At 73.9% G+C, this 22,073-nt stretch carries 23 protein-coding genes; 18 read left to right on the forward strand and 5 right to left on the reverse strand.

Annotated elements, in window-relative coordinates; genetic code table 11:
* The first annotated feature begins 45 nt into the window (after window positions 1-45).
* A complete protein-coding gene (locus AC3X7Z_RS08805; protein WP_489975686.1) occupies window positions 46-765 on the forward strand; it encodes an ABC transporter ATP-binding protein in 720 nt (239 codons plus the stop codon).
* Window positions 762-1,499, forward strand: a complete 738-nt coding sequence (locus AC3X7Z_RS08810) for an ABC transporter permease (RefSeq protein WP_186340126.1) — start codon at window positions 762-764, stop codon at window positions 1,497-1,499. Before AC3X7Z_RS08805 ends, AC3X7Z_RS08810 begins: the two co-directional genes overlap by 4 nt.
* Here AC3X7Z_RS08810 and AC3X7Z_RS08815 read toward each other — a convergent pair.
* Window positions 1,480-1,872: a hypothetical protein gene (locus AC3X7Z_RS08815; RefSeq protein ID WP_489975687.1), complete on the reverse strand. Its 393-nt coding sequence runs from the start codon at window positions 1,870-1,872 to the stop codon at window positions 1,480-1,482. The two genes, AC3X7Z_RS08810 and AC3X7Z_RS08815, sit on opposite strands and share 20 nt — an antisense overlap.
* Window positions 1,873-1,954: 82 nt before the next feature.
* On the opposite strand from AC3X7Z_RS08815, the gene AC3X7Z_RS08820 reads away from it, so the two are divergent.
* From AC3X7Z_RS08820 to AC3X7Z_RS08850, 7 genes are all read left to right on the forward strand, one after another.
* Window positions 1,955-2,890: a proline dehydrogenase family protein gene (locus AC3X7Z_RS08820; RefSeq protein WP_489975688.1), complete on the forward strand. Its 936-nt coding sequence runs from the start codon at window positions 1,955-1,957 to the stop codon at window positions 2,888-2,890.
* A gap of 21 nt (window positions 2,891-2,911) precedes the next feature.
* Window positions 2,912-3,712, forward strand: a complete 801-nt coding sequence (gene proC / locus AC3X7Z_RS08825) for a pyrroline-5-carboxylate reductase (protein ID WP_489975689.1) — start codon at window positions 2,912-2,914, stop codon at window positions 3,710-3,712.
* Between the two features lie 28 nt (window positions 3,713-3,740).
* On the forward strand, window positions 3,741-4,922 hold the full coding sequence (locus AC3X7Z_RS08830) for an acetoin utilization protein AcuC (protein ID WP_489975690.1): 1,182 nt from the start codon (window positions 3,741-3,743) through the stop codon (window positions 4,920-4,922).
* A gap of 176 nt (window positions 4,923-5,098) precedes the next feature.
* On the forward strand, window positions 5,099-5,305 hold the full coding sequence (locus tag AC3X7Z_RS08835) for a helix-turn-helix domain-containing protein (RefSeq protein WP_186340132.1): 207 nt from the start codon (window positions 5,099-5,101) through the stop codon (window positions 5,303-5,305).
* 109 nt (window positions 5,306-5,414) lie between these two features.
* Window positions 5,415-5,516 (forward strand): 30S ribosomal protein bS22, encoded by a 102-nt coding sequence (locus AC3X7Z_RS08840; protein WP_008356322.1) that lies wholly within the window; start codon window positions 5,415-5,417, stop codon window positions 5,514-5,516.
* A gap of 12 nt (window positions 5,517-5,528) precedes the next feature.
* On the forward strand, window positions 5,529-6,494 hold the full coding sequence (locus tag AC3X7Z_RS08845) for an SDR family oxidoreductase (RefSeq protein WP_186340133.1): 966 nt from the start codon (window positions 5,529-5,531) through the stop codon (window positions 6,492-6,494).
* A 1-nt stretch (window position 6,495) separates the two neighbouring features.
* On the forward strand, window positions 6,496-7,722 hold the full coding sequence (locus tag AC3X7Z_RS08850; RefSeq protein ID WP_489975691.1) for a lysophospholipid acyltransferase family protein: 1,227 nt from the start codon (window positions 6,496-6,498) through the stop codon (window positions 7,720-7,722).
* Here AC3X7Z_RS08850 and AC3X7Z_RS08855 read toward each other — a convergent pair.
* From AC3X7Z_RS08855 to AC3X7Z_RS08865, 3 genes are all read right to left on the reverse strand, one after another.
* Window positions 7,719-9,014: a DUF5667 domain-containing protein gene (locus AC3X7Z_RS08855; RefSeq protein ID WP_186340134.1), complete on the reverse strand. Its 1,296-nt coding sequence runs from the start codon at window positions 9,012-9,014 to the stop codon at window positions 7,719-7,721. The two genes, AC3X7Z_RS08850 and AC3X7Z_RS08855, sit on opposite strands and share 4 nt — an antisense overlap.
* 79 nt (window positions 9,015-9,093) lie before the next feature.
* Window positions 9,094-9,864 carry a sigma-70 family RNA polymerase sigma factor gene (locus tag AC3X7Z_RS08860; protein ID WP_186340135.1) on the reverse strand — a complete coding sequence of 257 codons (771 nt, stop codon included), beginning with the start codon at window positions 9,862-9,864 and terminating at the stop codon, window positions 9,094-9,096.
* Between the two features lie 128 nt (window positions 9,865-9,992).
* The gene (locus AC3X7Z_RS08865) at window positions 9,993-10,877 is read right to left on the reverse strand and encodes an HAD family hydrolase (protein ID WP_186340136.1); all 885 of its coding nucleotides are present in this window, start codon (window positions 10,875-10,877) and stop codon (window positions 9,993-9,995) included.
* Between the two features lie 31 nt (window positions 10,878-10,908).
* Here AC3X7Z_RS08865 and AC3X7Z_RS08870 point away from each other — a divergent pair, with 31 nt between their 5' ends.
* The 9 genes from AC3X7Z_RS08870 (at window position 10,909) to hemB (ending at window position 20,786) form a co-directional block, all read left to right on the forward strand.
* Window positions 10,909-12,468: a class I adenylate-forming enzyme family protein gene (locus AC3X7Z_RS08870; protein WP_186340137.1), complete on the forward strand. Its 1,560-nt coding sequence runs from the start codon at window positions 10,909-10,911 to the stop codon at window positions 12,466-12,468.
* Window positions 12,465-12,707, forward strand: a complete 243-nt coding sequence (locus tag AC3X7Z_RS08875; RefSeq protein WP_186340138.1) for a glutaredoxin family protein — start codon at window positions 12,465-12,467, stop codon at window positions 12,705-12,707. The genes AC3X7Z_RS08870 and AC3X7Z_RS08875 overlap by 4 nt, the downstream gene beginning before the upstream one ends.
* 176 nt (window positions 12,708-12,883) lie before the next feature.
* Window positions 12,884-13,855 carry an MsnO8 family LLM class oxidoreductase gene (locus tag AC3X7Z_RS08880; protein WP_489975692.1) on the forward strand — a complete coding sequence of 324 codons (972 nt, stop codon included), beginning with the start codon at window positions 12,884-12,886 and terminating at the stop codon, window positions 13,853-13,855.
* 121 nt (window positions 13,856-13,976) lie between these two features.
* Window positions 13,977-14,930, forward strand: coding sequence for a glycosyltransferase (locus AC3X7Z_RS08885; RefSeq protein WP_489975693.1), 954 nt, complete (start codon window positions 13,977-13,979; stop codon window positions 14,928-14,930).
* A gap of 194 nt (window positions 14,931-15,124) precedes the next feature.
* Window positions 15,125-15,799, forward strand: a complete 675-nt coding sequence (locus tag AC3X7Z_RS08890; RefSeq protein WP_186340142.1) for a redox-sensing transcriptional repressor Rex — start codon at window positions 15,125-15,127, stop codon at window positions 15,797-15,799.
* Entirely contained in the window at window positions 15,796-17,082 is a 1,287-nt protein-coding gene (locus tag AC3X7Z_RS08895; RefSeq protein ID WP_489975694.1) for a glutamyl-tRNA reductase, read from the forward strand. Before AC3X7Z_RS08890 ends, AC3X7Z_RS08895 begins: the two co-directional genes overlap by 4 nt.
* Before the next feature lie 61 nt (window positions 17,083-17,143).
* Window positions 17,144-18,100, forward strand: a complete 957-nt coding sequence (hemC, locus tag AC3X7Z_RS08900; RefSeq protein WP_489975695.1) for a hydroxymethylbilane synthase — start codon at window positions 17,144-17,146, stop codon at window positions 18,098-18,100.
* Window positions 18,097-19,749: a bifunctional uroporphyrinogen-III C-methyltransferase/uroporphyrinogen-III synthase gene (locus AC3X7Z_RS08905; RefSeq protein ID WP_489975696.1), complete on the forward strand. Its 1,653-nt coding sequence runs from the start codon at window positions 18,097-18,099 to the stop codon at window positions 19,747-19,749. The genes hemC and AC3X7Z_RS08905 overlap by 4 nt, the downstream gene beginning before the upstream one ends.
* A gap of 41 nt (window positions 19,750-19,790) precedes the next feature.
* Complete coding sequence (gene hemB / locus AC3X7Z_RS08910; protein WP_186340146.1) at window positions 19,791-20,786, forward strand: porphobilinogen synthase; 996 nt, start codon at window positions 19,791-19,793, stop codon at window positions 20,784-20,786.
* 24 nt (window positions 20,787-20,810) lie between these two features.
* Here hemB and AC3X7Z_RS08915 read toward each other — a convergent pair whose 3' ends face one another.
* On the reverse strand, window positions 20,811-22,037 hold the full coding sequence (locus AC3X7Z_RS08915) for a lytic transglycosylase domain-containing protein (RefSeq protein ID WP_489975697.1): 1,227 nt from the start codon (window positions 22,035-22,037) through the stop codon (window positions 20,811-20,813).
* Between the last annotated feature and the right edge of the window lie 36 nt (window positions 22,038-22,073).

The following is a 22,073-nucleotide window of genomic DNA, read 5'->3' on the forward strand; positions in this document are numbered from 1 at the left end:
TCGAGGGGTTGACGGGTGCGAAGCCGTGCGCGCACAATTCAACACATGATGAAAAACGTGGTGGAGGTGCGCGACCTCGTCGTCGTGCGGGGCGAGCGCGAGGTGCTGCCGGGCATCTCCCTCGACGTGTGGCCCGGGGTCACCGGGCTGCTCGGGCCGAGCGGCTGCGGCAAGACCACCCTGATGCGGTGCCTGGTCGGGGCACAACGGGTCAGGTCGGGCGCCGTCGAGGTGCTGGGGGAGCCGGCGGGCAGCCGCCCGCTGCGCACGCGGGTCGGCTACGTGACGCAGGCCGCCAGCGTCTACGACGACCTGACCCTCGGCGAGAACCTCACCTTCTTCGCCCGCGTGCTCGGCGTCGACCGCGACCAGGTGGACCGGGCGGTCGCCGCGGTCGGGCTCGACGACCACCGCGACCAGGTCGTGGGCCGGCTCTCCGGCGGCCAGCGCAGCCGGGCCAGCCTCGCCGTCGCGCTCCTCGGCACGCCCGACCTGCTGGTGCTCGACGAGCCGACGGTCGGGCTCGACCCGGTGCTGCGGCGCGACCTGTGGGAGCTGTTCCACCGCATCGCCGACGGCGGCGCCGCCGTGCTGGTCTCGAGCCACGTCATGGACGAGGCCGAGCGGTGCCACCGGCTGCTGCTGATGCGCGAGGGCCGGATCATCGCCGACGGCTCGCCCGAGGAGATCCGCACCCGGACCGGCGCCCGCGACGTCGAGGAGGCGTTCCTCCACCTCGTCGAGCAGCGCGGGGACGCCGCATGAGCACCCGCGTCACGCTCGCCGTCGCCGGTCGCGTGCTGACCCAGGTCCGTCGCGACCACCGCACCCTGGCCATGCTGCTGATCGTCCCGTGCGTCCTGATCACCCTGCTGTGGTGGATGTTCGAGGACGTCCCCGGCGACGCCTTCGACCGCTTCGGTCCGGGCCTGCTGGCGATGTTCCCCTTCATCGTCATGTTCCTGGTGACGAGCGTGACGACGCTGCGCGAGCGCTCCTCCGGCACCCTCGAGCGGCTCCTGACGATGCCGATGGGCAAGCTCGACCTGCTGCTGGGCTACGCGCTGGCGTTCGGCCTGCTCGCCGCGGTGCAGTCGGTGCTGGCCGTGGCCGTGAGCGTCGGCCTGCTCGGACTGGACGTCGAGGGCCCGGTGTGGCTGCTCGGCGTGGTCGCGGTGGCCGACGCCGTCCTCGGCACCGCGCTCGGCCTGCTCGTGAGCGCCTTCGCGACCACCGAGTTCCAGGCGGTGCAGTTCATGCCGGCGTTCGTGCTGCCGCAGGTGCTGCTCTGCGGGCTCTTCGTGCCGCGCGAGGCGATGCCGACGGTGCTGGCGGCGATCAGCGATGTGCTCCCCATGTCGTACGCCGTCGACGCGATGCAGGAGCTGGTCGGCGCCGCCGACGTCGCCGCGGTGTGGCGCTCGGTCGCGGTGGTCGCGGGCTTCGCGATCGCCTCGCTCGCGCTCGGCGCGGCCACCCTCAGGCGCCGGACCCCCTGACCCGGCTGAAGAGCCACCCGCCCACCGCGAACAGGGCGGCGTACATCGCGGTCAGCATCACGACGTCGGCGATCGAGCCCGCCGTGTCGTCGGCGACGACCAGCACGACGGCCATCGCGCCCGCCACGACGGTGGCCACCGCCGCGCTGCCCAGGGCGAGCACCATGCCGCGCGGTCGGAGGCGGGTGGCCGCCGCGACGACGAGCAGCGCCGCCGGCGCGGCCAGGTAGAGCCAGTCGCGCTCGCCGTCGCCCACGATGCCCAGGGCGCCGATGCCGAGCAGCAGGAACGCCACGGTGCCGGCCGACACGGCCAGCGCGAGGGCGTACGTCGCGGTGTCGGACGGGAGCCGGGAGGGGCGGCGGGAGGTCATTCCTCGACGCTAGGAGGGGGCGCGCTCGGGCGGGTGGAGGAGCCGTGAAGGTGTGGTGGAGGGTCGGCGTAGCCTTGCCGCCATGTCGTTGCTCCGCCAGCCGATCCTCCTCCTCGCCCGCAGCCAGGGGGTCCAGCGGCTCGTCTCCACGATGCCCGTGTCGAGCTCCGTGGTGAGGAGCTACGTGCCCGGCGAGACGACGACCGACGCGGTCGCGGCGACCTCCACGCTCGTCGAGGACGGCCTGCGGGTCTCGCTCGACTACCTCGGCGAGGACACGACCGACGCGGCCCTGGCCGACGCCACCGTCGCCGCCTACAAGGAGCTGCTCGCCGACCTCGCGGCCAAGGGCCTGGCGCCCCAGGCCGAGGTGTCGGTCAAGCTCACCGCCATCGGTCAGTCGCTGCCCGACAACGGCCACAAGGTGGCGCTCGAGAACGCGCGCGACATCTGCCGCGCCGCCCGCAACGCCGGCACGACGGTGACCCTCGACATGGAGGACCACACCACCACCGACTCGACGCTGGCGATCCTGCGCGAGCTCCGCAAGGACTTCCCCGAGACCGGGGCGGTGCTGCAGGCGATGCTGCGCCGCACGGAGGCCGACTGCCGTGCGCTGGCCTACGAGGGCTCGCGGGTGCGGCTGTGCAAGGGCGCCTACATGGAGCCCGAGCGGGTCGCGTTCCAGGACCGCGCCGACATCGACAAGTCCTACGTGCGGTGCCTCAAGGTGCTGCTCGGCGGCCAGGGCTACCCGATGATCGCCACCCACGACCCGCGGATGGTGAAGATCGCCTCGGCGCTGGCGAGCCGCTTCGGCCGCCGCCCGGGCACCTACGAGTTCCAGATGCTCTACGGCATCCGGCCCGAGGAGCAGAGGCGACTGGCCGCGGCGGGCGAGAGCGTGCGCGTCTACATCCCCTACGGCACCGAGTGGTACGGCTACCTGATGCGCCGCCTCGCCGAGAAGCCCAGCAACCTCGCGTTCTTCGCGCGCTCGCTGGTCTCGAAGAAGTAGCCGACGCAGTAGATTGCCGACATGAGCACAGGGATCATCGGCGCCGGCGTGATGGGGGAGACCCTGCTGTCCGGGCTGGTGCGCGCCGGTCGGCGGGTCGACCAGCTCATGGTCGGCGAGAAGCGGGCCGAGCGGGCCCGTGAGCTCGAGGAGCGCTACGGCGTCGCCGTGGTCTCCAACCGCGAGGCCGCCGCCAAGGCCGACACCGTGGCACTCGTGGTCAAGCCGCAGGACATGGCCGACGTCCTCGAGGAGATCGCCCCCGAGCTGCGGGCCGGCCAGCTGCTGGTCTCGCTGGCCGCCGGCATCACGACGGCCTACATCGAGTCGCGGGTGCCCGACGGGGTCGCCGTCGTCCGCGTCATGCCCAACACCCCGGCGCTCGTCGACGAGGGGATGGCCGCGATCGCGCCCGGCTCGCACTGCGACGACTCGCACCTCGCCGAGGCCGAGTCGTTGATGGCGTCGACGGGCAAGGTGCTGCGCATCCCCGAGAAGCAGATGGACGCGGTCACCGCGATCTCCGGCTCGGGCCCGGCCTACATCTTCTTCGTCGTCGAGTCGATGATCGAGGCGGGCGTGCACCTGGGGCTGCCCCGGGCCACCGCGACCGACCTCGTCGTGCAGACGCTCGTCGGCTCCGCCGCGATGCTCCGCGAGACCGGCAGCCACCCCGTCGTGCTGCGCGAGCAGGTCACCTCTCCCGGCGGCACGACCGCCTCCGCGCTGCGCGAGCTGGAGGTCCACCGCGTGCGGGCCGCCTTCCTGGCGGCGATGGAGGCCGCGCGCAACCGATCCCGTGAGCTGGCCGAGGGCAGCTGAGTGCCGAGGTGGGAGTAACGTCCGCCGCATGGAGTGCGACGGGCCTGCGTCAGTGGTGTTCGACCAGACCCTGACGGAGTACGACTTCGGTCCCACCCACCCGATGTCGCCCGTGCGCGTCGACCTGACCATGCGCCTCGCCGACGAGCTCGGCGTGCTGGACGGCCTCAAGCGCGTCGACGCCCCCGTGGCGACCGACGAGCAGATCGCCACGGTGCACGAGCGCGGCCTCATCGACGCCGTCACGCGGGCCGGGGCGACGCCCGGCTTCGAGGACGCCGCGCGGGGCCTCGGCACGGACGACGACCCCGTCTTCGCCGACATGCACCGCGCCAGCGCCCACGTGGTGGGGGCGACCCTGGAGGCGTGCCGCCAGGTGTGGAGCGGGGAGTCGCTGCACTCGGTCAGCATCGCCGGCGGCCTGCACCACGCGATGCCCGGCAAGGCGAGCGGGTTCTGCATCTACAACGACGTCGCGGTCGGGATCACCCAGCTGCTGGCCGACGGCGTCGAGCGGGTCGCCTACGTCGACATCGACGTCCACCACGGCGACGGCGTCGAGAAGGTCTTCTGGGACGACCCGCGCGTCCTCACCGTCTCCCTGCACGAGACCGGGCAGATGCTCTTCCCCGGCACCGGCTTCCCGAGCGACGTCGGCGGCAAGGGCGCCGAGGGCACCGCCGTCAACGTGGCGCTGCCGCCCGGCACCTCCGACGCCGGCTGGCTGCGCGCCTTCCACGCGGTCGTGCCGCCCGTGCTGCGCGAGTTCGCGCCCCAGGTGCTCGTCACCCAGCACGGCTGCGACTCCCACATGAACGACCCGCTCGCCCACATGATGCTGAGCGTGGACGGCCAGCGCGCGGCCTACCTCGCGCTGCACGAGCTGGCGCACGAGGTGGCCGACGGGCGCTGGGTCGTCACCGGCGGCGGCGGCTACGCCGTCGTCGACGTCGTGCCGCGCGCGTGGACGCACCTGCTGGCGATCGTCGCGGGCTCCCCGCTCGACCCCGAGCTGTCGACGCCGCCCGGGTGGCGGGCGTACGTCGAGGAGGTGCTCGGGGCCACCCCGCCGCACCGGATGACCGACGGCCGGACCCCGGCCTACCGCGACTGGGCGTCGGGCTACGACCCCGAGACCTGGCTCGACCGGGCCATCAACGCCACCCGCAGCGAGGTGTTCCCGCTGCACGGCCTCGACCCGCTGCCCTGACCCGGCTTGACCCGGAGGGCGGTCGATGCAACCCGACACGCCGACGTCCCACAAGTTTCTCCAGCGTTCCTCTTCCCCACGCGTCACGCGAGCCCTATTGTCAGCGGGAGCGGCACGCCTGTGACGCCGGTGGGGAAGCCGGCGCCGTTCCGCGCAGAAGGATCGGTGCACACACGATGGCTGACAACACCCCAGGCGACCTCTCCGAGGCGCATTTCCTGACCATCGCCGAGGTCGCGGCCCGCATGCGGGTCTCGAAGATGACGGTCTACCGGCTCGTGCACGGGGGTGAGCTCCCCGCCGTCCGCGTGGGCCGCTCGTTCCGCGTCCGCGAGGACGACGTCAACGACTACCTCCGCAAGAGCTTCTACAACGCCGGCTGAGCCGCCGGATCCACGGGTCCGACTCGATTCCGCGGTCCTCGCACCCGGCAAGTAGGGTGTGCGGGTCCGACCGACGCACACGTCGGTCGCAAGGAAAGGTCTGAATCACGTGGGTTCTGTCATCAAGAAGCGGCGCAAGCGCATGGCCAAGAAGAAGCACCGCAAGCTTCTCAAGAAGACGCGCGTCCAGCGGCGCAAGCTCGGCAAGTAACACCCCTCGACCATGGGGCGGGTCGTGCTGGTCACCGGGATCTCCCGGGACATCGGGCGACGATTCGCGCGCGCCGCGGCTGCCGACCCGTCCATCGATCGAGTCATCGGCGTGGACGCCGTCCCGCCGCGTGGTGACATCGGCGACGTCTCGTTCGTCCGGGCTGACATCCGCAACCCGGTCATCGCCAAGGTCATCGCCAAGGAGGACGTCGACACCGTCGTCCACATGAGCCTGATCGCCACGCCCGGCTCCGCCGGCGGGCGGGGGACGATGAAGGAGCTCAACGTCATCGGCTCCATGCAGCTGCTCGCTGCGTGCCAGAAGTCGGCGACCGTCGAGCGGCTGGTCGTGAAGTCGACGACCACCGTCTACGGCTCAGGTCCCCGCGACCCGGCGATGTTCACCGAGGACATGGGGCCCAAGCGCCTGCCCTCGTCGGGCTACGGCAAGGACGTCTACGAGATCGAGGGCTACGTGCGCGGCTTCGCCCGCCGACGTCCCGACGTCGACGTCACGATGATCCGGGCGGCCAACGTCGTGGGCCCCCACGTCACCAGCCCGCTCACCGGCTACTTCCGGCTGCCCGTGATCCCGCGGGTGCTGGGCTTCGACCCCCGCCTGCAGCTGCTGCACGAGGACGACCTGATGCGGGTGCTGCGCCACGCGGCGACCAGCGGCATCCCCGGCACCTTCAACGTCGCCGGCGACGGGGTGATGACGCTGAGCCAGGCCGTACGCCGCCTCGGCAAGCCGTCGGTCGCCCTGCCGGGCTTCGCCGTCGGACGGCTCGGCGCCACCATGCGACAGGCCCGCGTCTCGGACTTCTCCCCCGAGCAGCTGGGGTTCCTCACCTACGGTCGAGGGGTGGACACCACCCGGATGCGCACCGAGCTGGGCTTCGAGCCGCGCTTCACCACGGCCGAGGCGTTCGCCGACTTCTGCCGCGAGCTGGTCCCCGCGCGGGAAGGGGCCTGACGTGCCCGAGGAAGCCCGGCGCCCCGCCGGCGACGACGCCGTCGTCATCCCGATCGGCACCGGCGGCCGACCCGGCCGCGGCACCGGCCGCACCCGGCCGTCCTCGGCGGCGCGCGACCTGGCCCCGTCCCCGCGCAGGTCCGGCGGGAGCGGGACGGCCGGCAAGCCGACGGGCAAGACGGCGGGCAAGGCGGCGGGCAAGGCGGCGGGCAAGGCGACGGGCGGCCCGGAGCACGCGGCGGGCGCCGCCGCCAGCGCCCCGGGTGACGAGCCACGCGGTGCGGCGACCGGGGCCGACGAGCCCGCCGAGGCCCCGACCACCGGGATCCCGCTCGGCGACTGGGTGGCGGCGTTCCAGGGCGCGGCCCACGAGGTCTTCGGCGCCGACTGGGAGCGACGCCTCGCCGAGCTGATGGCGTTCTGCCGCCGGCGCCTCGAGGGCGACTACGAGGTCGACGACTACGGCTTCGACAGCGAGCTGACCGAGCGGTTCTTCATGGCCGCGCTGCGCCCGGTGGCGGAGAAGTGGTTCCGGCTCGAGGTGCGCGGGCTCGACAACCTGCCCACCGAGGGCGGTGCGCTCGTGGTCTCCAACCACTCCGGCACGGTGCCCCTCGACGGGCTGATGACGATGCTGACCGTGCACGACCGCACCGGCCGGTTCCTGCGCCCGCTCGGGGCCGACCTGCTCTTCCGGCTGCCGTTCGTCAGCTCGCTGGCACGCAAGGGCGGCGCCACCCTCGCCTGCACCGAGGACGCGGAGCGGATGCTGTCCGGCGGCGAGCTCGTCGGGGTCTGGCCGGAGGGCTTCAAGGGCATCGGCAAGCCGTTCAGCGAGCGCTACCGGCTCCAGCGCTTCGGGCGCGGCGGGTTCGTCTCGGCGGCGCTGCGCACCGGCGTGCCGATCATCCCGCTGTCGGTGGTCGGCGCCGAGGAGATCTACCCCATGGTCGGCAACGTGCCGTCGCTGGCGCGGCTCCTCGGGCTGCCCTACATCCCGATCACGCCGTTCTTCCCGTGGCTGGGCCCGCTCGGCCTGGTGCCGCTGCCCTCCAAGTGGATCCTGGAGTTCGGTGAGCCGATCCGCACCGACGCCTACGAGCCGGGCGAGGCCGATGACCCGATGCTGGTCTTCAACGTCACCGACCAGGTGCGCGAGACCATCCAGCACACGCTGTTCAGCCTGCTCCGCGAGCGCGGCGGCGTCTTCGGCCAGGAGCCCGGCTAGGGCAACAGCCCGCCGGTCGCGTTGCCGAGCGTGCCGCCGGTGAGCCCGTCGAGGGTGCCGGTGACCTCGCCGATGAGCCCGCCGGTGGCGTCGTCGACGCCGGAGGTGAGCCCGCCCAGGGCGCCGCCCGTGGCGTCGTCGAGCTGGCCGGTGAGGGCGCCGGTGGTGTCGGTGAGGCTGTCGGTCGTGTCGGTGAGCGGGTCGGGGATGCCGTCGGTGGGGTCCTTGACCGGCCTGGTCGGCTCCGGCTTGGTCGGCTCCGGCGTGGTGGGGTCGGTGCCGGTCGGGACGGTGCCGGTCGGGACGGGCAGCGAGGGGGTCGGCGTCGGCCTGACCGAGGTCGAGGGACCGGGCGTCGGCACGCCCTGCTGCGGGTCGAGCGCCTCGGGCACCCGGATCCCGGTGAGGTCCTGTCCGGAGATCGGGGCGCCCTCGAGGCTCAGGTCGTCGACGTCGAGGCCGGCGACCAGGTCGTCGAGGGTGCTGGTGAGGAGGAACTCCGGCGTCGTGGTGATGCCGCCCGCGCAGCCGCGGCAGGTGGTGCTGACCTCCAGGTCGAGGTCGGCGAGGGTGCGTCCGGCGGCCAGCAGGGCGTCGCGGGCGCTGGCGGGCAGCTCTCCGTCGAGCCGCTCGAGCCGCTCCATGCTCGTGACGGTGAAGTCGCGGGCGAGCTGCGCGTCGCGGTCGCTGCCGGTGTCCTCGTAGGCCGACAGCAGGCTGCGCACGCCCTCGCTCGACTGGTCGGTGAACGCGTCGAGGGTGTCGGGGACGAGCCGGTCGCGACCGGCCGCGTCGCCGGCGGCGAGCTCCTCGACCTCGGCGAGCCGGGTCCTGGCCTGGGCGAGGAGGGCCCGGCCACGGCCGGCGTCGTCGTCGGCGAGACGCACCTGGGCCGACTCGATCCCGCGCTTGACGCCGTAGAGCGACTCGCCCGGCAGGGCGGACTGGGCAGCGACGGCCATCGTGGCCGCGGAGCCGACGAGGGCGGCCCCGCCGAGCAGGGCACCCACGGTGCGGCGGCGCGTGCGCGACGGGGCGGGCATCGCCAGTCGCTCGGGTGCCGCGGGCGGCCCGGCGAGGACGGTGTCGGCCTCGGCCATCAGGCGCTCGCGCAGCGCCGCGACGAACTCGGGCCTCGGCTCCACCGGTGGCACGTCGCGCAGGTCGGCGACGACGTCGAGCAGCGGGGCGTACTGCCGGGCCTCACGCTCGGTGAGCTCGCGGCCGGCGTCACGCGACAGGAGCGCCTCGAACTCGTCGGCGCGCCGACGAGTCGGGAAGGCGGGCGTCATCACGGTCGTCCTGTCTCACTGCTGGCCGGTCCTCCCAGAGGGGGGAACGAGCCAGGAGGGGCCGGGGTTACGGGGCGGGTCATGGGTCCCGCATCCCCTCTGGCATCAGCTTGGCCAGGTTGCGCACGCCGCGCAGCTGCAGCTGCTTGACCGCGCCGTCGGAGCGGCCCAGGGCCAGTGCGGTCTCGGCGACCGTGAAGCCCTGCAGGAACCGCAGGACGAGGCACTCGCGCTGGTCGGTGGGCAGCTCGGCGAGCGCCTCGAGGAGCACCTCGTTGGTGAGGCTCGCCAGCACCGCGCCCTCGGGACCCTCGGTGGCGTCGTCGTGCGGGGTCATGTCCTCGGTGGTCATCTCGAGGCGGGTGCGCCCGGCCTTGAAGTGGTCGGTGGTGAGGTTGCGCGCGATCGTCATCAGCCAGGCGCCGAAGTCCTTGCCCTGCCAGCGGAAGCTGGTGATGCTGCGCAGCGCGCGCAGGAAGGTCTCCGAGGCGAGGTCCTCGGCGAGCGTCTGGGAGCGGGTGCGGTGGTGGAGGAACCGGTAGACCGAGGCCTGGTAGTGGTCGTAGAGGAGGCCGAACGCCTCCTTGTCGCCCGAGCGCGCGAGCTCCACCAGCGCGATCAGGCGCTCGCGGTCGGCCTCGTCGCCCTCCGAGGACGCGGCCCGGTCCTCGTCGCCCACGCGTCCGGGTCCGCCGGAGGAGCCGCCCAGCGAGTCGCCGGAGGGGCCGCCGACCGAGGCACCCCGCGCGGCCGTCTCGGAGAGCAGGACGCGACCCGTGGGGCGACCGGCGGGTTGGAGGGCCGGGGACGCGGCGAGGGCGGCGAGGACCGCGCGCCGGAGCGCGGCCATGCCTTCGTCGAAGGCATGCGGTAGGTCGTTCGTCGACCGCATGCGGTGTCCCCTCCCGGTCGCAGCGAGTCCCACGATAGGTCGCTGCGGGGGTGTTGGGAACCCGCGGGCAACTGCCGGTTACCGGGTCACGACGCGCGGCGTCCGCGCAGGCCGACACCGGCGGCTACGGCGCCCGTGACGGCACCCGCGGCCGCTGCGCCCAGGAGTCCGGCGCGGGCAGCCTTGCGGCCGGTGCGGTAGTCGTGGACGCGCCAGCCGTGGGCCCTGGCGTGGGTGCGCAGGCGGGCGTCGGGGTTGATGGCGCACGGGTCGCCGACCAGCGACAGCATCGGGAGGTCGTTGCTGGAGTCGGAGTAGGCCGAGCAGCGGGCGAGGTCGAGGCCCTCGCGCACGGCCAGCGCCCGGATCGCCTCGGCCTTGGCGGGGCCGTGCAGCAGGTCGCCGACGAGCCGGCCGGTGTAGACGCCGTCGACGTGCTCGGCGACCGTGCCCATCGCGCCGGTGAGCCCGAGCCGCCGGGCGATGACGCTCGCGATCTCGATCGGCGCCGCCGTCACCAGCCACACCCGCTGGCCCTCGTCGAGGTGGAGCTGGGCCAGGGCGCGCGTGCCCGGCCAGATGCGGTGCGCCATGCCCTCCTCGAAGATCTCCTCGGTGAGCTCCTCGAGCTCGGCGGTGGTGTGGCCGGCGATGAAGGACAGCGCCGAGGCACGCGCCTCCGCGACGTGCTCGGGGTCTTCGATGCCGGCGACGCGGAAGTAGGCCTGCTTCCACGCGGCCGAGGCGATCTCGCGGGTGGTGAAGAACTGGCGGCGGTAGAGGCCGCGGGCGAGGTGGAAGATGCTCGCGCCCTGCATCACCGTGTTGTCCACGTCGAAGAACGCCGCCGCGGTGGGGTCGAGCGGGGTGAGGAGCGCGTTCTCGACGTCGGCCGAGGCCGCCGCGGCCTCGCCCGCGAGGGCCGAGCGCTGCTGCAGGTTGAGGCGCCGGGATCGCTCGGACGGGGTCACCCGGCCAGCCTAGCTGTGGAAGGATCGGTGCATGCCGCGCGACGACATCTCCGCGTTGGTGGCCGAGGCAGCCGCCGACGTCCCCGACCGGCAGGCCCTCGTGGAGAGCGGCGGACGCTCCCTCACGTGGTCACGGCTCGAGGACGAGGTCGGCCGCATCGCGACCGGCCTGGGAGCCAGGGGCATCCGCGCCGGCCAGCGGGTGATGATCGCGGTCGGCAACCGCATCGAGTTCGTCACGACCTACCTCGGCGTGCTGCGGGCGCAGGTCGTCGCCGTACCGGTCAACCCGCGGTCGACGGCCGGCGAGCTCGCCCGGATGGTCGCCGACTCCGGCACCCGGCTGCTGGTGACCGACGAGACCGCGCTCGACGTGGTACGCGAGGCGCTGGCCGGGCTCGACCCCGAGCTCGCCAGGCCGCTGGTCGTGGTCACGGGCGCCGCGCCCGGCGACGGCGAGGTGGCCTTCGATGACCTCCGCGCCGACGTCGTACGCCCCGTCCCGCCGCTGCCGGACCCCGAGAAGCTCGCCGCCCTGCTCTACACGGGCGGCACCTCGGACCTCCCGCGGGCCGCGATGCTCAGCCACCGGGCGCTGCTGGCCAACATCGAGCAGGTCGCGGCCGTCGAGCCGCCCATGATGCACGGCGACGACGTGGTGCTCGGCGTGCTCCCGCTCTTCCACGTCTACGGGCTCAACGCGGTGCTCGGCGGGGTGCTGCGCCACCGGGCGCGGCTGCTGCTGGTCGAGCGGTTCGAGCCGCAGGCCGTGCTCGACCTCATCGACGACGAGGCCTGCAGCGTGGTGCCCGTCGCCCCGCCCGTCTTCGCGCGCTGGCTGCCCGACGAGCACCTGCGCGAGCGGCTCGGCCCGGTCCGGCTCGTGCTCTCCGGCTCGGCGCCGCTCGAGGCGGCGGTGGTCGAGGAGTTCACCTCCGTCACCGGGATCCCGGTGCACCAGGGCTACGGGCTCACCGAGGCCGCGCCGGTGGTGACCAGCACGTTGTGCAGCCGCGACCCGCGTCCCGGGTCGCTCGGTGCGGCGCTGCCGGGCATCGAGCTGCGGCTGGTCGACGAGACCTGGGGGCAGGTCGAGGGCGAGGACCCCGGCGAGATCCAGGTGCGCGGCGCCAACCTCTTCAGCGGCTACTGGCCCGACGGCGCCGACGGCCCCGACGAGGAGGGGTGGTTCGGCACGGGCGACGTCGGCTTCCTCGACGCCGACGGTGACCTCTTCCTCGTCGACCGCATCAACGACCTCGTCATCGTCAGCGGGTTCAACGTCTACCCGACCGAGGTCGAGGACGTCCTGCGCGAGGTCGACGGCGTCGCCGACGCCGCGGTCATCGGCGTGCCCGACGAGACGACCGGTGAGGCCGTCGTGGCCTACGTGGTCGCGTCCGCCGACGCCGAAGCGCCCGCCGACCTCGAGCACGCCGTCCGCTCCCACGCCGAGGAGCGGCTCGCGCGCTTCAAGCAGCCCTCCCGCGTCGAGGTCGTCGAGGCGCTGCCCGTCACGCTGACCGGCGCGGTGCAGAAGGGCCGGCTGCGCACCCTCGAGCGACGTCGTACGCGGGGGCTGCTCGCGTGACGGCCCCCCGCGTCACCCTCTACACCCGTCCCGGCTGCCACCTGTGCGACGACGCCCGCGAGGTGATCGCCCGCGTCTGCGCCGACGTCGGCGAGTCCTTCGAGGAGGTCGACATCACCACCGACGGCGACCTCGAGGACCGCTTCAGCGAGGACATCCCGGTGACCTTCGTCGACGGCCGGCAGCACGACTTCTGGCGGGTCGACGAGACGCGCCTCCGCGCCGCCCTCGGGGCCTGACCCGATCTGTCGCGCCCGCTGGGTCGCCTGATCTGTCGGAGTCCCCGCTCGAGCGGGGACTCCGACAGGACCGTGGAGCATCCGAGCCACCAGGTGGCGTGGAACTGCCACGATCTCCGCGAGGGCGCCGTTCCGGCCGGGGGAAGCGGATCGGGGCGCCGCGTGTTGGGGGAGGGGTGAGGCTCTCCCTCCTCGACCGCTCCCGGACCCGCCGCGGGCTGCCCGACTCCGCCGCGATCGACGCCACGGTCGAGCGGGCGGTGGCGGCCGAGCGGCTCGGCTACGACCGGTTCTGGGTGGCCGAGCACCACGGCGTGCCCGGGATCGCGTCGGGGTCGCCGGCCGTCCTGCTGGCGGCGATCGGGGCGCGCACCACCCGGATCCGGATCGGGTCGGGCGGGGTGATGCTGCCGCTGCACCAGCCCGTCGTGGTGGCCGAGCAGTTCCTCGTCCTCGACGCTCTGCATCCCGGCCGCGTCGACCTCGCGCTCGGCCGCTCGCTGGGCTTCACGCCGCCGGTGCGCCGCGCCCTGCGCCGCGACGTCGAGGACCCCGACACCTTCGAGACCGACCTCGTCGAGCTGCGTCGTCACCTCGACGGCACCGCCGAGGTGACCGCGCGTCCGGCCACCGGCCGGCGGGTGCCGATGCACCTGCTCGCCACCGGTCGGGGACTCGAGGTGGCGGCCCGCCTCGGCCTGCCGGTCGTCGTGGGCGGCCCGATCCTCGACTCCGACGAGCTCGCCGACGCGCTGGCGGCCTACCGCCGCTCGTTCCGCCCGCACGAGGACAGCCGACCTCGGGTGACGGTCGCGCTCGACGTGCTGCTGGCGGACGACGACGCGACCGCGCTTGACCTCGCCCTGCCGGAGGCGTGGGCGATGGCGATGTCGCGCCAGGCGGGCGAGTTCCCGCCGCTCGACAGCGTCGCCGACATCCGCGCCGCCGAGTGGACCAGCCAGGTACGCCGTCGCGTCGAGGCGTCGCTCGCGCGCGCCGTGGCCGGCAGCCCTCACACAGTCCGCCGGCGCATCGAGGAGCTGGCCGAGCGCAGCGGCGCGGACGAGCTGCTGGCCAGCACCTCGACGTACGACCGCGAGGCCCAGCTCGCGTCGGACCGGATCCTGCGCGACGTCGTCGGAGGGTGACAGCGCCGCGCGCGACGCCGGGCACGAGGTGGCCGTCGCGGGGTCCGGAGGGCTCGTCCCCCAGATCGAGGAGTCCGGTTTCACCGCGTTCGCGACGAGCCCCCAGCCACACCACGACCAGGTGTCCGCGAGCCAGGGGCGCACCCCGCTGGCGGTGATGGACGCCCGCGCGACCGAGCGCGAGTTCGCCGACAACTTCGCCGACCGGGGAGCGCGCCGGATGGCGCTCGCCGTCCCCGACGTGATCCGCGCGTGCGGCCCCGACCTCGTGCTGCGCGACGAGACCGACCTGGGCACGACCGTCGCCGCCGAGCTGCTCGACGTGCCGGTCGCCACCCACCTCGTGCTCGCCGCCGGCCTGCTGCTCCGTCCGGAGCTCGTCGCGCCCCGGCTCGACGCCGTACGCGCCGAGCACGGGCTGGCGCCGGACCCCGGGCTCGCCAGGCTGACCTCGGGACTGGTGCTGAGCGACGCGCCGCCGTCGTTCCGGAGCCCGCAGTCGCCGCTCCGGCTCGAGCCGACCCACTACCGCTCGACCGACGCGCCGTCCGACGACCGGCGCACGGACCGGCCGCGCATCTACGTCACTCTCGGCACGATCTTCAACGCCGCGTCGGGCGATCTCTCCGAGCGCATCCTGGCCGGGCTCGCCACCCTCGGCGTGGACGTCGTGGCCACGGTCGGGCGACGGACCGACCCGGCCGACCTCGGTCCCCAGCCGCCGCACGTGCGGGTGGAGCGCTTCGTCGCGCAGCACGAGGTCCTGCCGCACGTCGACCTGGTCGTCTCGCACGGGGGCTCGGGGAGCCTGATGGCGACGCTCGCCCACGGGGTGCCGTCCCTGCTCCTGCCCCTGGGGGCCGACCAGCCGCACAACGCCGGGCGCGCCGCCGAGCTGGGCCTCGCCGCCGTGCTCGACGCCTCCACCGTCGGGCCCGCGGAGGTCGCGTCGGCCGCGCGCGAGCTCCTCGCCGACCGAGCGGTGCGGGAGCGGTGCCGCGCCGTCGCCGGGGAGCTGCGCGCCCTGCCCGACACGTCGCTCGCCGTCGCGGCGCTGGAGCGCGCCGCGTCCTGACTCGCGCCACGAGCCGTGCCGGAGGCGCGTCCGTGTAGTGCCTCCGGCACCCGCGCGCAAGTCGGGAGACCCCCGCGTGAGGTGGCTCTTCTCACATGTGGTAGCCCGCACTCCTGCCGTTTTGTTCTCCCGTTCACAAACTCCTACAGTGGCGGGGTCCACGCGAGGTTCGCTGGGACTGGAAAGAAGCAGCTGTGACCGCACGGACCCCCGACTCCTCCCGGGACATTCCCGAGGCGACCGTCGCCAGGCTTCCCGTGTATCTGCGAGCCCTGACCGGCCTTGCCGAGGGCGGCACCACCACCTGCTCCAGCGAGGAGCTCGCGGCGACCGCGGGCGTCAACAGCGCCAAGCTCCGCAAGGACCTGTCCCACCTCGGCAGCTACGGCACCCGCGGCGTGGGCTACGACGTGGAGTACCTCCGCTACCAGATCGCCCGCGAGATCGGCCTGACCCAGGACTGGCCCGTCGTCATCGTCGGCATCGGCAACCTCGGCCACGCCCTGGCCAACTACTCCGGCTTCCGCAGCCGCGGCTTCCGGGTCGTCGCCCTCCTCGACGCCGACACGGCGCGACACGACGAGGTCGTCGCCGGCCTCGAGGTCCGCTCCTTCGAGGACCTCGAGTCGATCGTGTCCGAGAACGCCGTCTCGATCGGTGTCATCGCGACCCCCGCCGTCGCCGCCCAGGCGGTCGCCGACCGGATGGTCGCCGCCGGCATCACCAGCATCCTCAACTTCGCCCCGGCCGTCCTGACGGTGCCCGACGGCGTCGACGTGCGGAAGGTGGACCTCTCCATCGAGCTCCAGATCCTCGCCTACCACGAGCAGCGCAAGTCGGTCACGCCCGGATCGGAGGTCGTGTCGTGAGCGTGCTCGTGGTGGGGATCTCCCACAAGTCCGCCCCGGTCGGGCTCCTCGAGCGGCTCGCCCTCGACGGCGACGGCACGGTCAAGCTGATCGACGACGCGATGGCCGGCGAGCACGTCTCGGAGGCGACGGCCATCGTGACCTGCAACCGCCTCGAGGTCTACGCCGAGGTCGACCGCTTCCACGGCAGCGTGGAGGACCTGTCGGGTCTCCTGGTCGCACGGGCCGAGCAGCCCGCCGAGGCGCTGCTGCCCCACCTCTACGTCCACTACGACGAGGGCGCGGTCTCCCACCTGTTCCAGGTCGCCGCGGGCCTCGACTCGATGGTCGTCGGGGAGGGCCAGATCCTCGGCCAGACCCGTGAGGCGCTGCGCGTCGGGCAGGAGAACGGCACCGTCGGCCCGGCGCTCAACACGCTCTTCCAGCAGGCGCTGCGCGTGGGCAAGCGCGCCCACGCCGAGACCGACATCGACCGTGCCGCCCCCTCTCTGGTCACCGCCGCCCTCGAGCGCAGCTCGGTGTCGGTCGCCGGAGCCCGCACGCTCGTGATCGGCGCCGGCGCGATGGCCTCCCTCGCGGTCGCCCACCTCTCGTGCAGCGGCGCCGCCAGCATCGCGGTGCTCAACCGCACGGCCGCCCGCGCCGACCGGCTCGCCGACGAGTACGGCGCCGCGTCGGTGCCGCTGACGGCCCTCGGCGAGGAGCTGGCCACCGCCGACCTCGTCATCTCGTGCACCGGCGCCCCGGAGCCGCTGGTCCGCCTCGGCGACGTGGTCACCGCGCGCGGCTCGAGCGACCGGCCGCTCACCGTCATCGACCTGGCCCTGCCCCACGACGTCGACCCGTCGCTCGGCGACCTGCCCGGGGTCGAGCTGATCAACCTGGCCGGGCTCGCCGACGAGCTGCGCGGCCTCGAGGCCACCGCCGGCGTCGACGACGTGCGCACCATCGTCGGGCAGGAGATCAGCGCGTTCCTCGCCGTACGACGCCAGGCGAGCGTGACCCCCACCGTGGTCGCCCTCCGCTCGATGGCCACCTCGGTCGTCGACGCCGAGATGGACCGGCTGTCCACCCGACTGCCCGACCTCGACGACGCCACCCGCGCAGAGGTCCTGCACACCGTGCGCCGGGTCGCCGACAAGCTCCTCCACGAGCCCACCGTCCGGGTCAAGGAGCTCGCCGACGCCGAGCCGGCCGTGTCCTACACCGCCGCGCTCGCCGAGCTGTTCCGCCTCGACCCCGAGGCCGTCGACGCCATCTCACGAGCGGAGGGACAGCAGTGAGCACCCCACGACGTTCTTCTCCTCCGCTGCGCTCCCCCGAACGACGCCGCGAGGACCCCGCATGAGCAGCCAGCAGACCCGGCCGCTGCGCCTCGGCACCCGCGCCTCGGCCCTCGCCACCACCCAGTCGGGGCTCGTCGCCGAGCTCGTCCGCCGACGGCTCGGCCGCGAGGTCGAGCTCGTCGAGGTCTCCACCGAGGGTGACCGCAGCGCGGCCCCGCTCGCCCAGATGGGCGGCACGGGCGTGTTCGTCAGCGCCCTGCGCGACGCCCTCCTCGACGGACGTGTCGACTTCGCGGTGCACTCGCTCAAGGACCTGCCCACCACCCCCGCCGACGGCATCGCCCTGGCCGCGATCCCGCCCCGGGAGGACCCCCGCGACGCCGTGGTCGCCCGTGACGGCCTCACCCTGGGCGAGCTGCCGGCCGGCAGCCGCCTCGGCACCGGGTCGCCGCGCCGCGTCAGCCAGCTCGCGGCCCTCGGCCTGGGCCTGGAGCTGGTCGGCATCCGCGGCAACGTCGACACCCGCATCCGCAAGGTCCGCAGCGGCGAGGTCGATGCGATCGTGCTCGCCCGGGCCGGCCTGTCCCGTCTCGGCCGCCTCGACGAGGCCACCGAGGTGCTCGACCCGCTCCAGATGCTGCCGGCACCCGGTCAGGGAGCCCTGGCCGTCGAGTGCCGCTCCGACGACGCCGAGCTGGTCGAGGCGCTGGCACGACTCGACGACCCAGCCACCCGCGCCGCGGTCACGGCCGAGCGCGCGGTCCTGTCCACCCTCGAGGCCGGCTGCTCGGCTCCGCTGGGTGCCCTGGCCGACGTCGTCGAGGGAGAGGCCGGCGAGGAGCTCTGGCTGCGCGCCGTGGCCCTCTCCGAGGACGGCGGCCTCTCCGTGCGCAGGAGCGCCACCGGCCCGGTCGACGAGCCCGCACGACTCGGTACACGCCTCGCGAGCGAGATGCTCGACGAGGGAGCAGCAGACCTGATGGAAGCACCACCAGTGAGGAATCAGCACGCATGACGCGAGTACAGACCCCCCAGGCCAGCACCGCGCCCACCCCGGCCCAGGGTTGGGTGTCGTTCGTCGGCAGCGGACCGGGTGACCCCGGCCTGCTCACGGTGCGCGCCGTGGAGCTCCTCCAGAGTGCCGAGGTGATCGTCACCGAGGCCCCCGAGCACGTCGCCCTGGTCCGTTCGGTCCTCGGCCTCGTCGAGGGCCCGGACGGCTTCGAGGCAGGCCCCGAGATCGTCGACGGCGGCTTCGGCGAGGACGGCCAGCCGCTCACCCACGCCGCCCGCGCCAAGGTCGTGGTGCGCCACGGCAAGAAGCAGCGCGTGGTCCGCCTGATGACCGGCGACCCGTTCCTCTACGCCTCCGGTCCCGAGGAGGCGCAGGCCTGCGTGAAGGCGGGCGTCGGCTTCGAGGTCGTCCCCGGCGTCTCGTCGGTGAGCGCGGTCCCGGCCTACGCCGGCATCCCGCTGACCACCAAGCGCCACCGGGAGATGGCCGTCGTCACCTGCGGCGAGAAGGTCGACTGGAGCGTCTACGCCGACGACCGCACCCTCGTGCTGCTCTCCGGCGTCGGCAGCATCGGCGAGACCGCGGCCGCCCTCGTCGAGGCCGGCCGCTCCCCCGAGACGCCCGTGGCGATGACCCAGGTCGGCACCACGACCGAGCAGCGCACCCTCATCTCCACCCTCGCCAACGTGGCCGCCGACGTGCGGGCCGCCCGCGTCGCGCCGCCGGCGATCACGGTCATCGGCGACGTCGTCGACCTGCGCCAGACGCTGTCGTGGTTCGAGACCAAGCCGCTCTTCGGCTGGCGCGCCCTGGTGCCCCGCACCAAGGAGCAGGCGGGCTCGCTCTCGCGCCGCCTGCGCGAGTACGGCGCCGTGCCCGAGGAGGTGCCGACCATCTCGGTCGAGCCGCCGCGCAACCCGCTCCAGATGGACAAGGCCGTGCGCGGCCTCGTCGAGGGACGCTACGAGTGGATCGCCTTCACCTCGGTCAACGCCGTCAAGGCCGTGCGCGAGAAGTTCGAGGAGTACGGCCTCGACGCCCGCGCGTTCTCCGGGCTGAAGATCGCCGCGGTGGGCGACAAGACCGCCCAGGCGATCGCCGACTGGGGCCTGCGCGCCGACCTGGTGCCGTCCGGTGAGCAGTCCGCCGCCGGCCTGCTCGAGGAGTGGCCGCCCTACGACGAGGTGCTCGACCCGATCAACCGGGTCTTCCTGCCCCGCGCCGACATCGCCACCGAGACCCTCGTCGCCGGCCTGGTCGACCTCGGCTGGGAGTGCGACGACGTCACGGCCTACCGCACGGTGCGCGCCACGCCGCCGCCAGCGCCCGTCCGCGACGCGATCAAGACCGGCAAGTTCGACGCGGTCGTGTTCACCTCGTCCTCCACGGTGCGCAACCTCGTCGGCATCGCCGGCAAGCCGCACCCCTCGACGGTCATCGCGGTCATCGGCCCGCAGACCGCCAAGACCGCGGAGGAGCACGGCCTCCGGGTCGACGTGCTCGCTCCCACGCCCGACGTGGAGGTGCTCGTCGACGCGCTGGCCGACTTCGGTGCCGCCCGGCGCCTGGCGATGGTGGAGGCCGGCGAGCAGGTGACCCGCCCGAGCGAGCGCACCGCGTCCGGGCGCCGCAAGGCCCGCGCCAAGTAGTCGACCGACACCCGCAGCCGCCGCTGGGGAAGGATGGACCCGTGACCGACGACCACCACGTCCAAGGACCGACCATCCGCCCCCGGCGGCTGCGACGCACGCCCGCGCTGCGCCGGATGGTCGCCGAGACCCACGTCGTGCCCAGCTCGCTGGTCCTGCCGGTCTTCGTGCGCGAGGGACTGGCCGAGCCGCACCCGATCTCGTCGATGCCCGGCGTCGTGCAGCACTCGCGCGACTCCCTCAAGCAGGCGGTCACCGAGGCGGCCGAGCTCGGCCTCGGTGGCGTGATGCTCTTCGGCATCCCCGAGCACAAGGACGCGACGGGCTCCGGGGCGATCGACCCCGGCGGGGTGCTCAACCTCGCCATCACCGACGTCGTGGCCGAGGTGGGCGACCAGCTCACCGTCATGTCCGACCTCTGCCTCGACGAGTTCACCGACCACGGCCACTGCGGCCTGCTCACGCCGGACGGCGAGGTCGACAACGACCAGACCCTGGCCGCCTACGCGCAGATGGCCCTCGCCCAGGCCGCGGCCGGCGTCGACATGGTCGGCCCGAGCGGGATGATGGACGGCCAGGTCGCGGTCGTGCGCCGCGCGCTCGACGTCGCCGCGCACAGCGACGTCTCGGTGCTGGCCTACTCCGCCAAGTACGCCTCCGCCTTCTTCGGCCCGTTCCGCGAGGCCGTGGACTCCTCGCTGGTCGGTGACCGGCGCACCTACCAGCAGGATCCGGCCAACGCGCTCGAGGGCGTCCGGGAGGTGCTCCTCGACGTCGCCGAGGGTGCCGACATCGTCATGGTGAAGCCGGCCCTGCCCTATCTCGACGTCGTGCGCCGGGTGCGCGACGCGGTCGACGTGCCCGTCGCCGCCTACAACGTCTCCGGCGAGTACGCCATGCTCGAGGCCGCCGCGGCCAACGGCTGGATCGACCGGGAGGCGGCGATCCTGGAGACGCTCACCTCGATCCGTCGCGCGGGCGCCGACGTCATCCTCACCTACTGGGCCTCCGAGGCCGCCCGCCTGCTGCGCCGCTGACCTGGTCCGTCGACCGCTCGCGGGTCAGGGGTTGAGCAGGGCCGCGATGCAGGCGTCGAGGCGGAGCGGGTCGGACACCAGGCACTGGGCGTGCGCCTGCGCCCAGGTGAGCGTCTGACCGATCGGCTGCGTCGGGACGAGCGTCGGGACCGTGGTGGGCACCGAGGTCGGGGTCTGGGTCGGGGTCTGGGTCGGGGTCGCCGTGGGGTCCTTCGTCGGCGACTGCGTGGGCGTCTGCGTCGGATTCTGGGTCGGCGTCTGGGTGGGGGTCTGGGTGGGCGTCTGCGTCGGATTCTGCGTCGGCGTCTGGGTGGGCGTCGGGTCCTTGGTGGGCGACGAGTCGCCGCCCCCGCCGCCACCGTCGTCGACGCCCTGGCCGCCGCCCGCGCCGTCGTCCCTCCCGCCGCCCTGGCCGCCGCCCCGGCCGGGGCCGCCGGTCGAGGTGGTGCTCGGGGAGGCGGAGACGGTGCCGGGGGGCAGGCTGAGGCTCGGGACGGCACTGAAGTCGCCGTCGAGGTAGGCCCGCATGACCTCCAGCACCAGGTCGACGTAGTCGTTGGAGTGGTTGTAGCGGTAGACCGAGGCACGCTGGCCCTGCTCGCCCGACAGGTCGTCGTCGCCGGAGCAGAGGTAGACGGCCGTGGCGAGCGCGGCGTCGTCGACGTCCTGGGGGTCGCGGGTGCCGTCGGCGTCGCCGTCCACGCCGACGACCGACCAGGTCGAGGGGATGAACTGCATGGGCCCCACCGCGCGGTCGAAGCGGGTGTCACCGTCGTACTGCCCGGCGTCGGTGTCGACGATGCGCTGGGTGTCGCCGGTGCCGTCGAGCGCGACGCCGACGATGCCCGGGCGGGCCACGCCGTCCTCGTCGAGGGCGCTGCCCCCGAAGCGGCCGTGGTCGGACTCGACGCGCCCGATGGCGGCGACGAGCTCCCACGGCAGGTGGCACCCCGGGTCGGCCTTGTTGATCACGGCCTCGGCGCGCTGGTAGGCCGACAGCGCCGCCTGCGGGATGTCGCCCGCGGTGTCGGGGGAGAGGGTGGCGGTGCGGCTCACGGCGTCGCCCACGCTGGCGGGCGCCTCGATGGCGGCCTCGGGCAGCGCGGTGCCGTCGGGGAGCGTGCGGGAGCCGTCGGGGTCGGCGGTCGCGGTGCCGACGCCCGCACCGGTGAGGCTCGCCGTCCACGCCGCGGAGAGCACCGCCAGCGGGACGATGGCGATCGCGCGGCGCAGCCTGGCCGGACCCGCCATGCGCACCCCCTCGGTCGTCGTTCCCACCAAGTTACG

Source organism: Nocardioides sp. Z24_21 (genome assembly GCF_058134345.1).

Coding starts and splice junctions, on each gene's coding strand:
- AC3X7Z_RS08805 (WP_489975686.1), top strand. CDS start 46: ATGATGAAAAACGTGGTGGAGGTGCGCGACCTCGTCGTCGTGCGGGGC.
- AC3X7Z_RS08810 (WP_186340126.1), top strand. CDS start 762: ATGAGCACCCGCGTCACGCTCGCCGTCGCCGGTCGCGTGCTGACCCAG.
- AC3X7Z_RS08815 (WP_489975687.1), bottom strand. CDS start 1,872: ATGACCTCCCGCCGCCCCTCCCGGCTCCCGTCCGACACCGCGACGTAC.
- AC3X7Z_RS08820 (WP_489975688.1), top strand. CDS start 1,955: ATGTCGTTGCTCCGCCAGCCGATCCTCCTCCTCGCCCGCAGCCAGGGG.
- proC (WP_489975689.1), top strand. CDS start 2,912: ATGAGCACAGGGATCATCGGCGCCGGCGTGATGGGGGAGACCCTGCTG.
- AC3X7Z_RS08830 (WP_489975690.1), top strand. CDS start 3,741: ATGGAGTGCGACGGGCCTGCGTCAGTGGTGTTCGACCAGACCCTGACG.
- AC3X7Z_RS08835 (WP_186340132.1), top strand. CDS start 5,099: ATGGCTGACAACACCCCAGGCGACCTCTCCGAGGCGCATTTCCTGACC.
- AC3X7Z_RS08845 (WP_186340133.1), top strand. CDS start 5,529: ATGGGGCGGGTCGTGCTGGTCACCGGGATCTCCCGGGACATCGGGCGA.
- AC3X7Z_RS08855 (WP_186340134.1), bottom strand. CDS start 9,014: ATGACGCCCGCCTTCCCGACTCGTCGGCGCGCCGACGAGTTCGAGGCG.
- AC3X7Z_RS08860 (WP_186340135.1), bottom strand. CDS start 9,864: ATGGCCGCGCTCCGGCGCGCGGTCCTCGCCGCCCTCGCCGCGTCCCCG.
- AC3X7Z_RS08870 (WP_186340137.1), top strand. CDS start 10,909: ATGCCGCGCGACGACATCTCCGCGTTGGTGGCCGAGGCAGCCGCCGAC.
- hemC (WP_489975695.1), top strand. CDS start 17,144: ATGAGCAGCCAGCAGACCCGGCCGCTGCGCCTCGGCACCCGCGCCTCG.
- AC3X7Z_RS08905 (WP_489975696.1), top strand. CDS start 18,097: ATGACGCGAGTACAGACCCCCCAGGCCAGCACCGCGCCCACCCCGGCC.
- AC3X7Z_RS08915 (WP_489975697.1), bottom strand. CDS start 22,037: ATGGCGGGTCCGGCCAGGCTGCGCCGCGCGATCGCCATCGTCCCGCTG.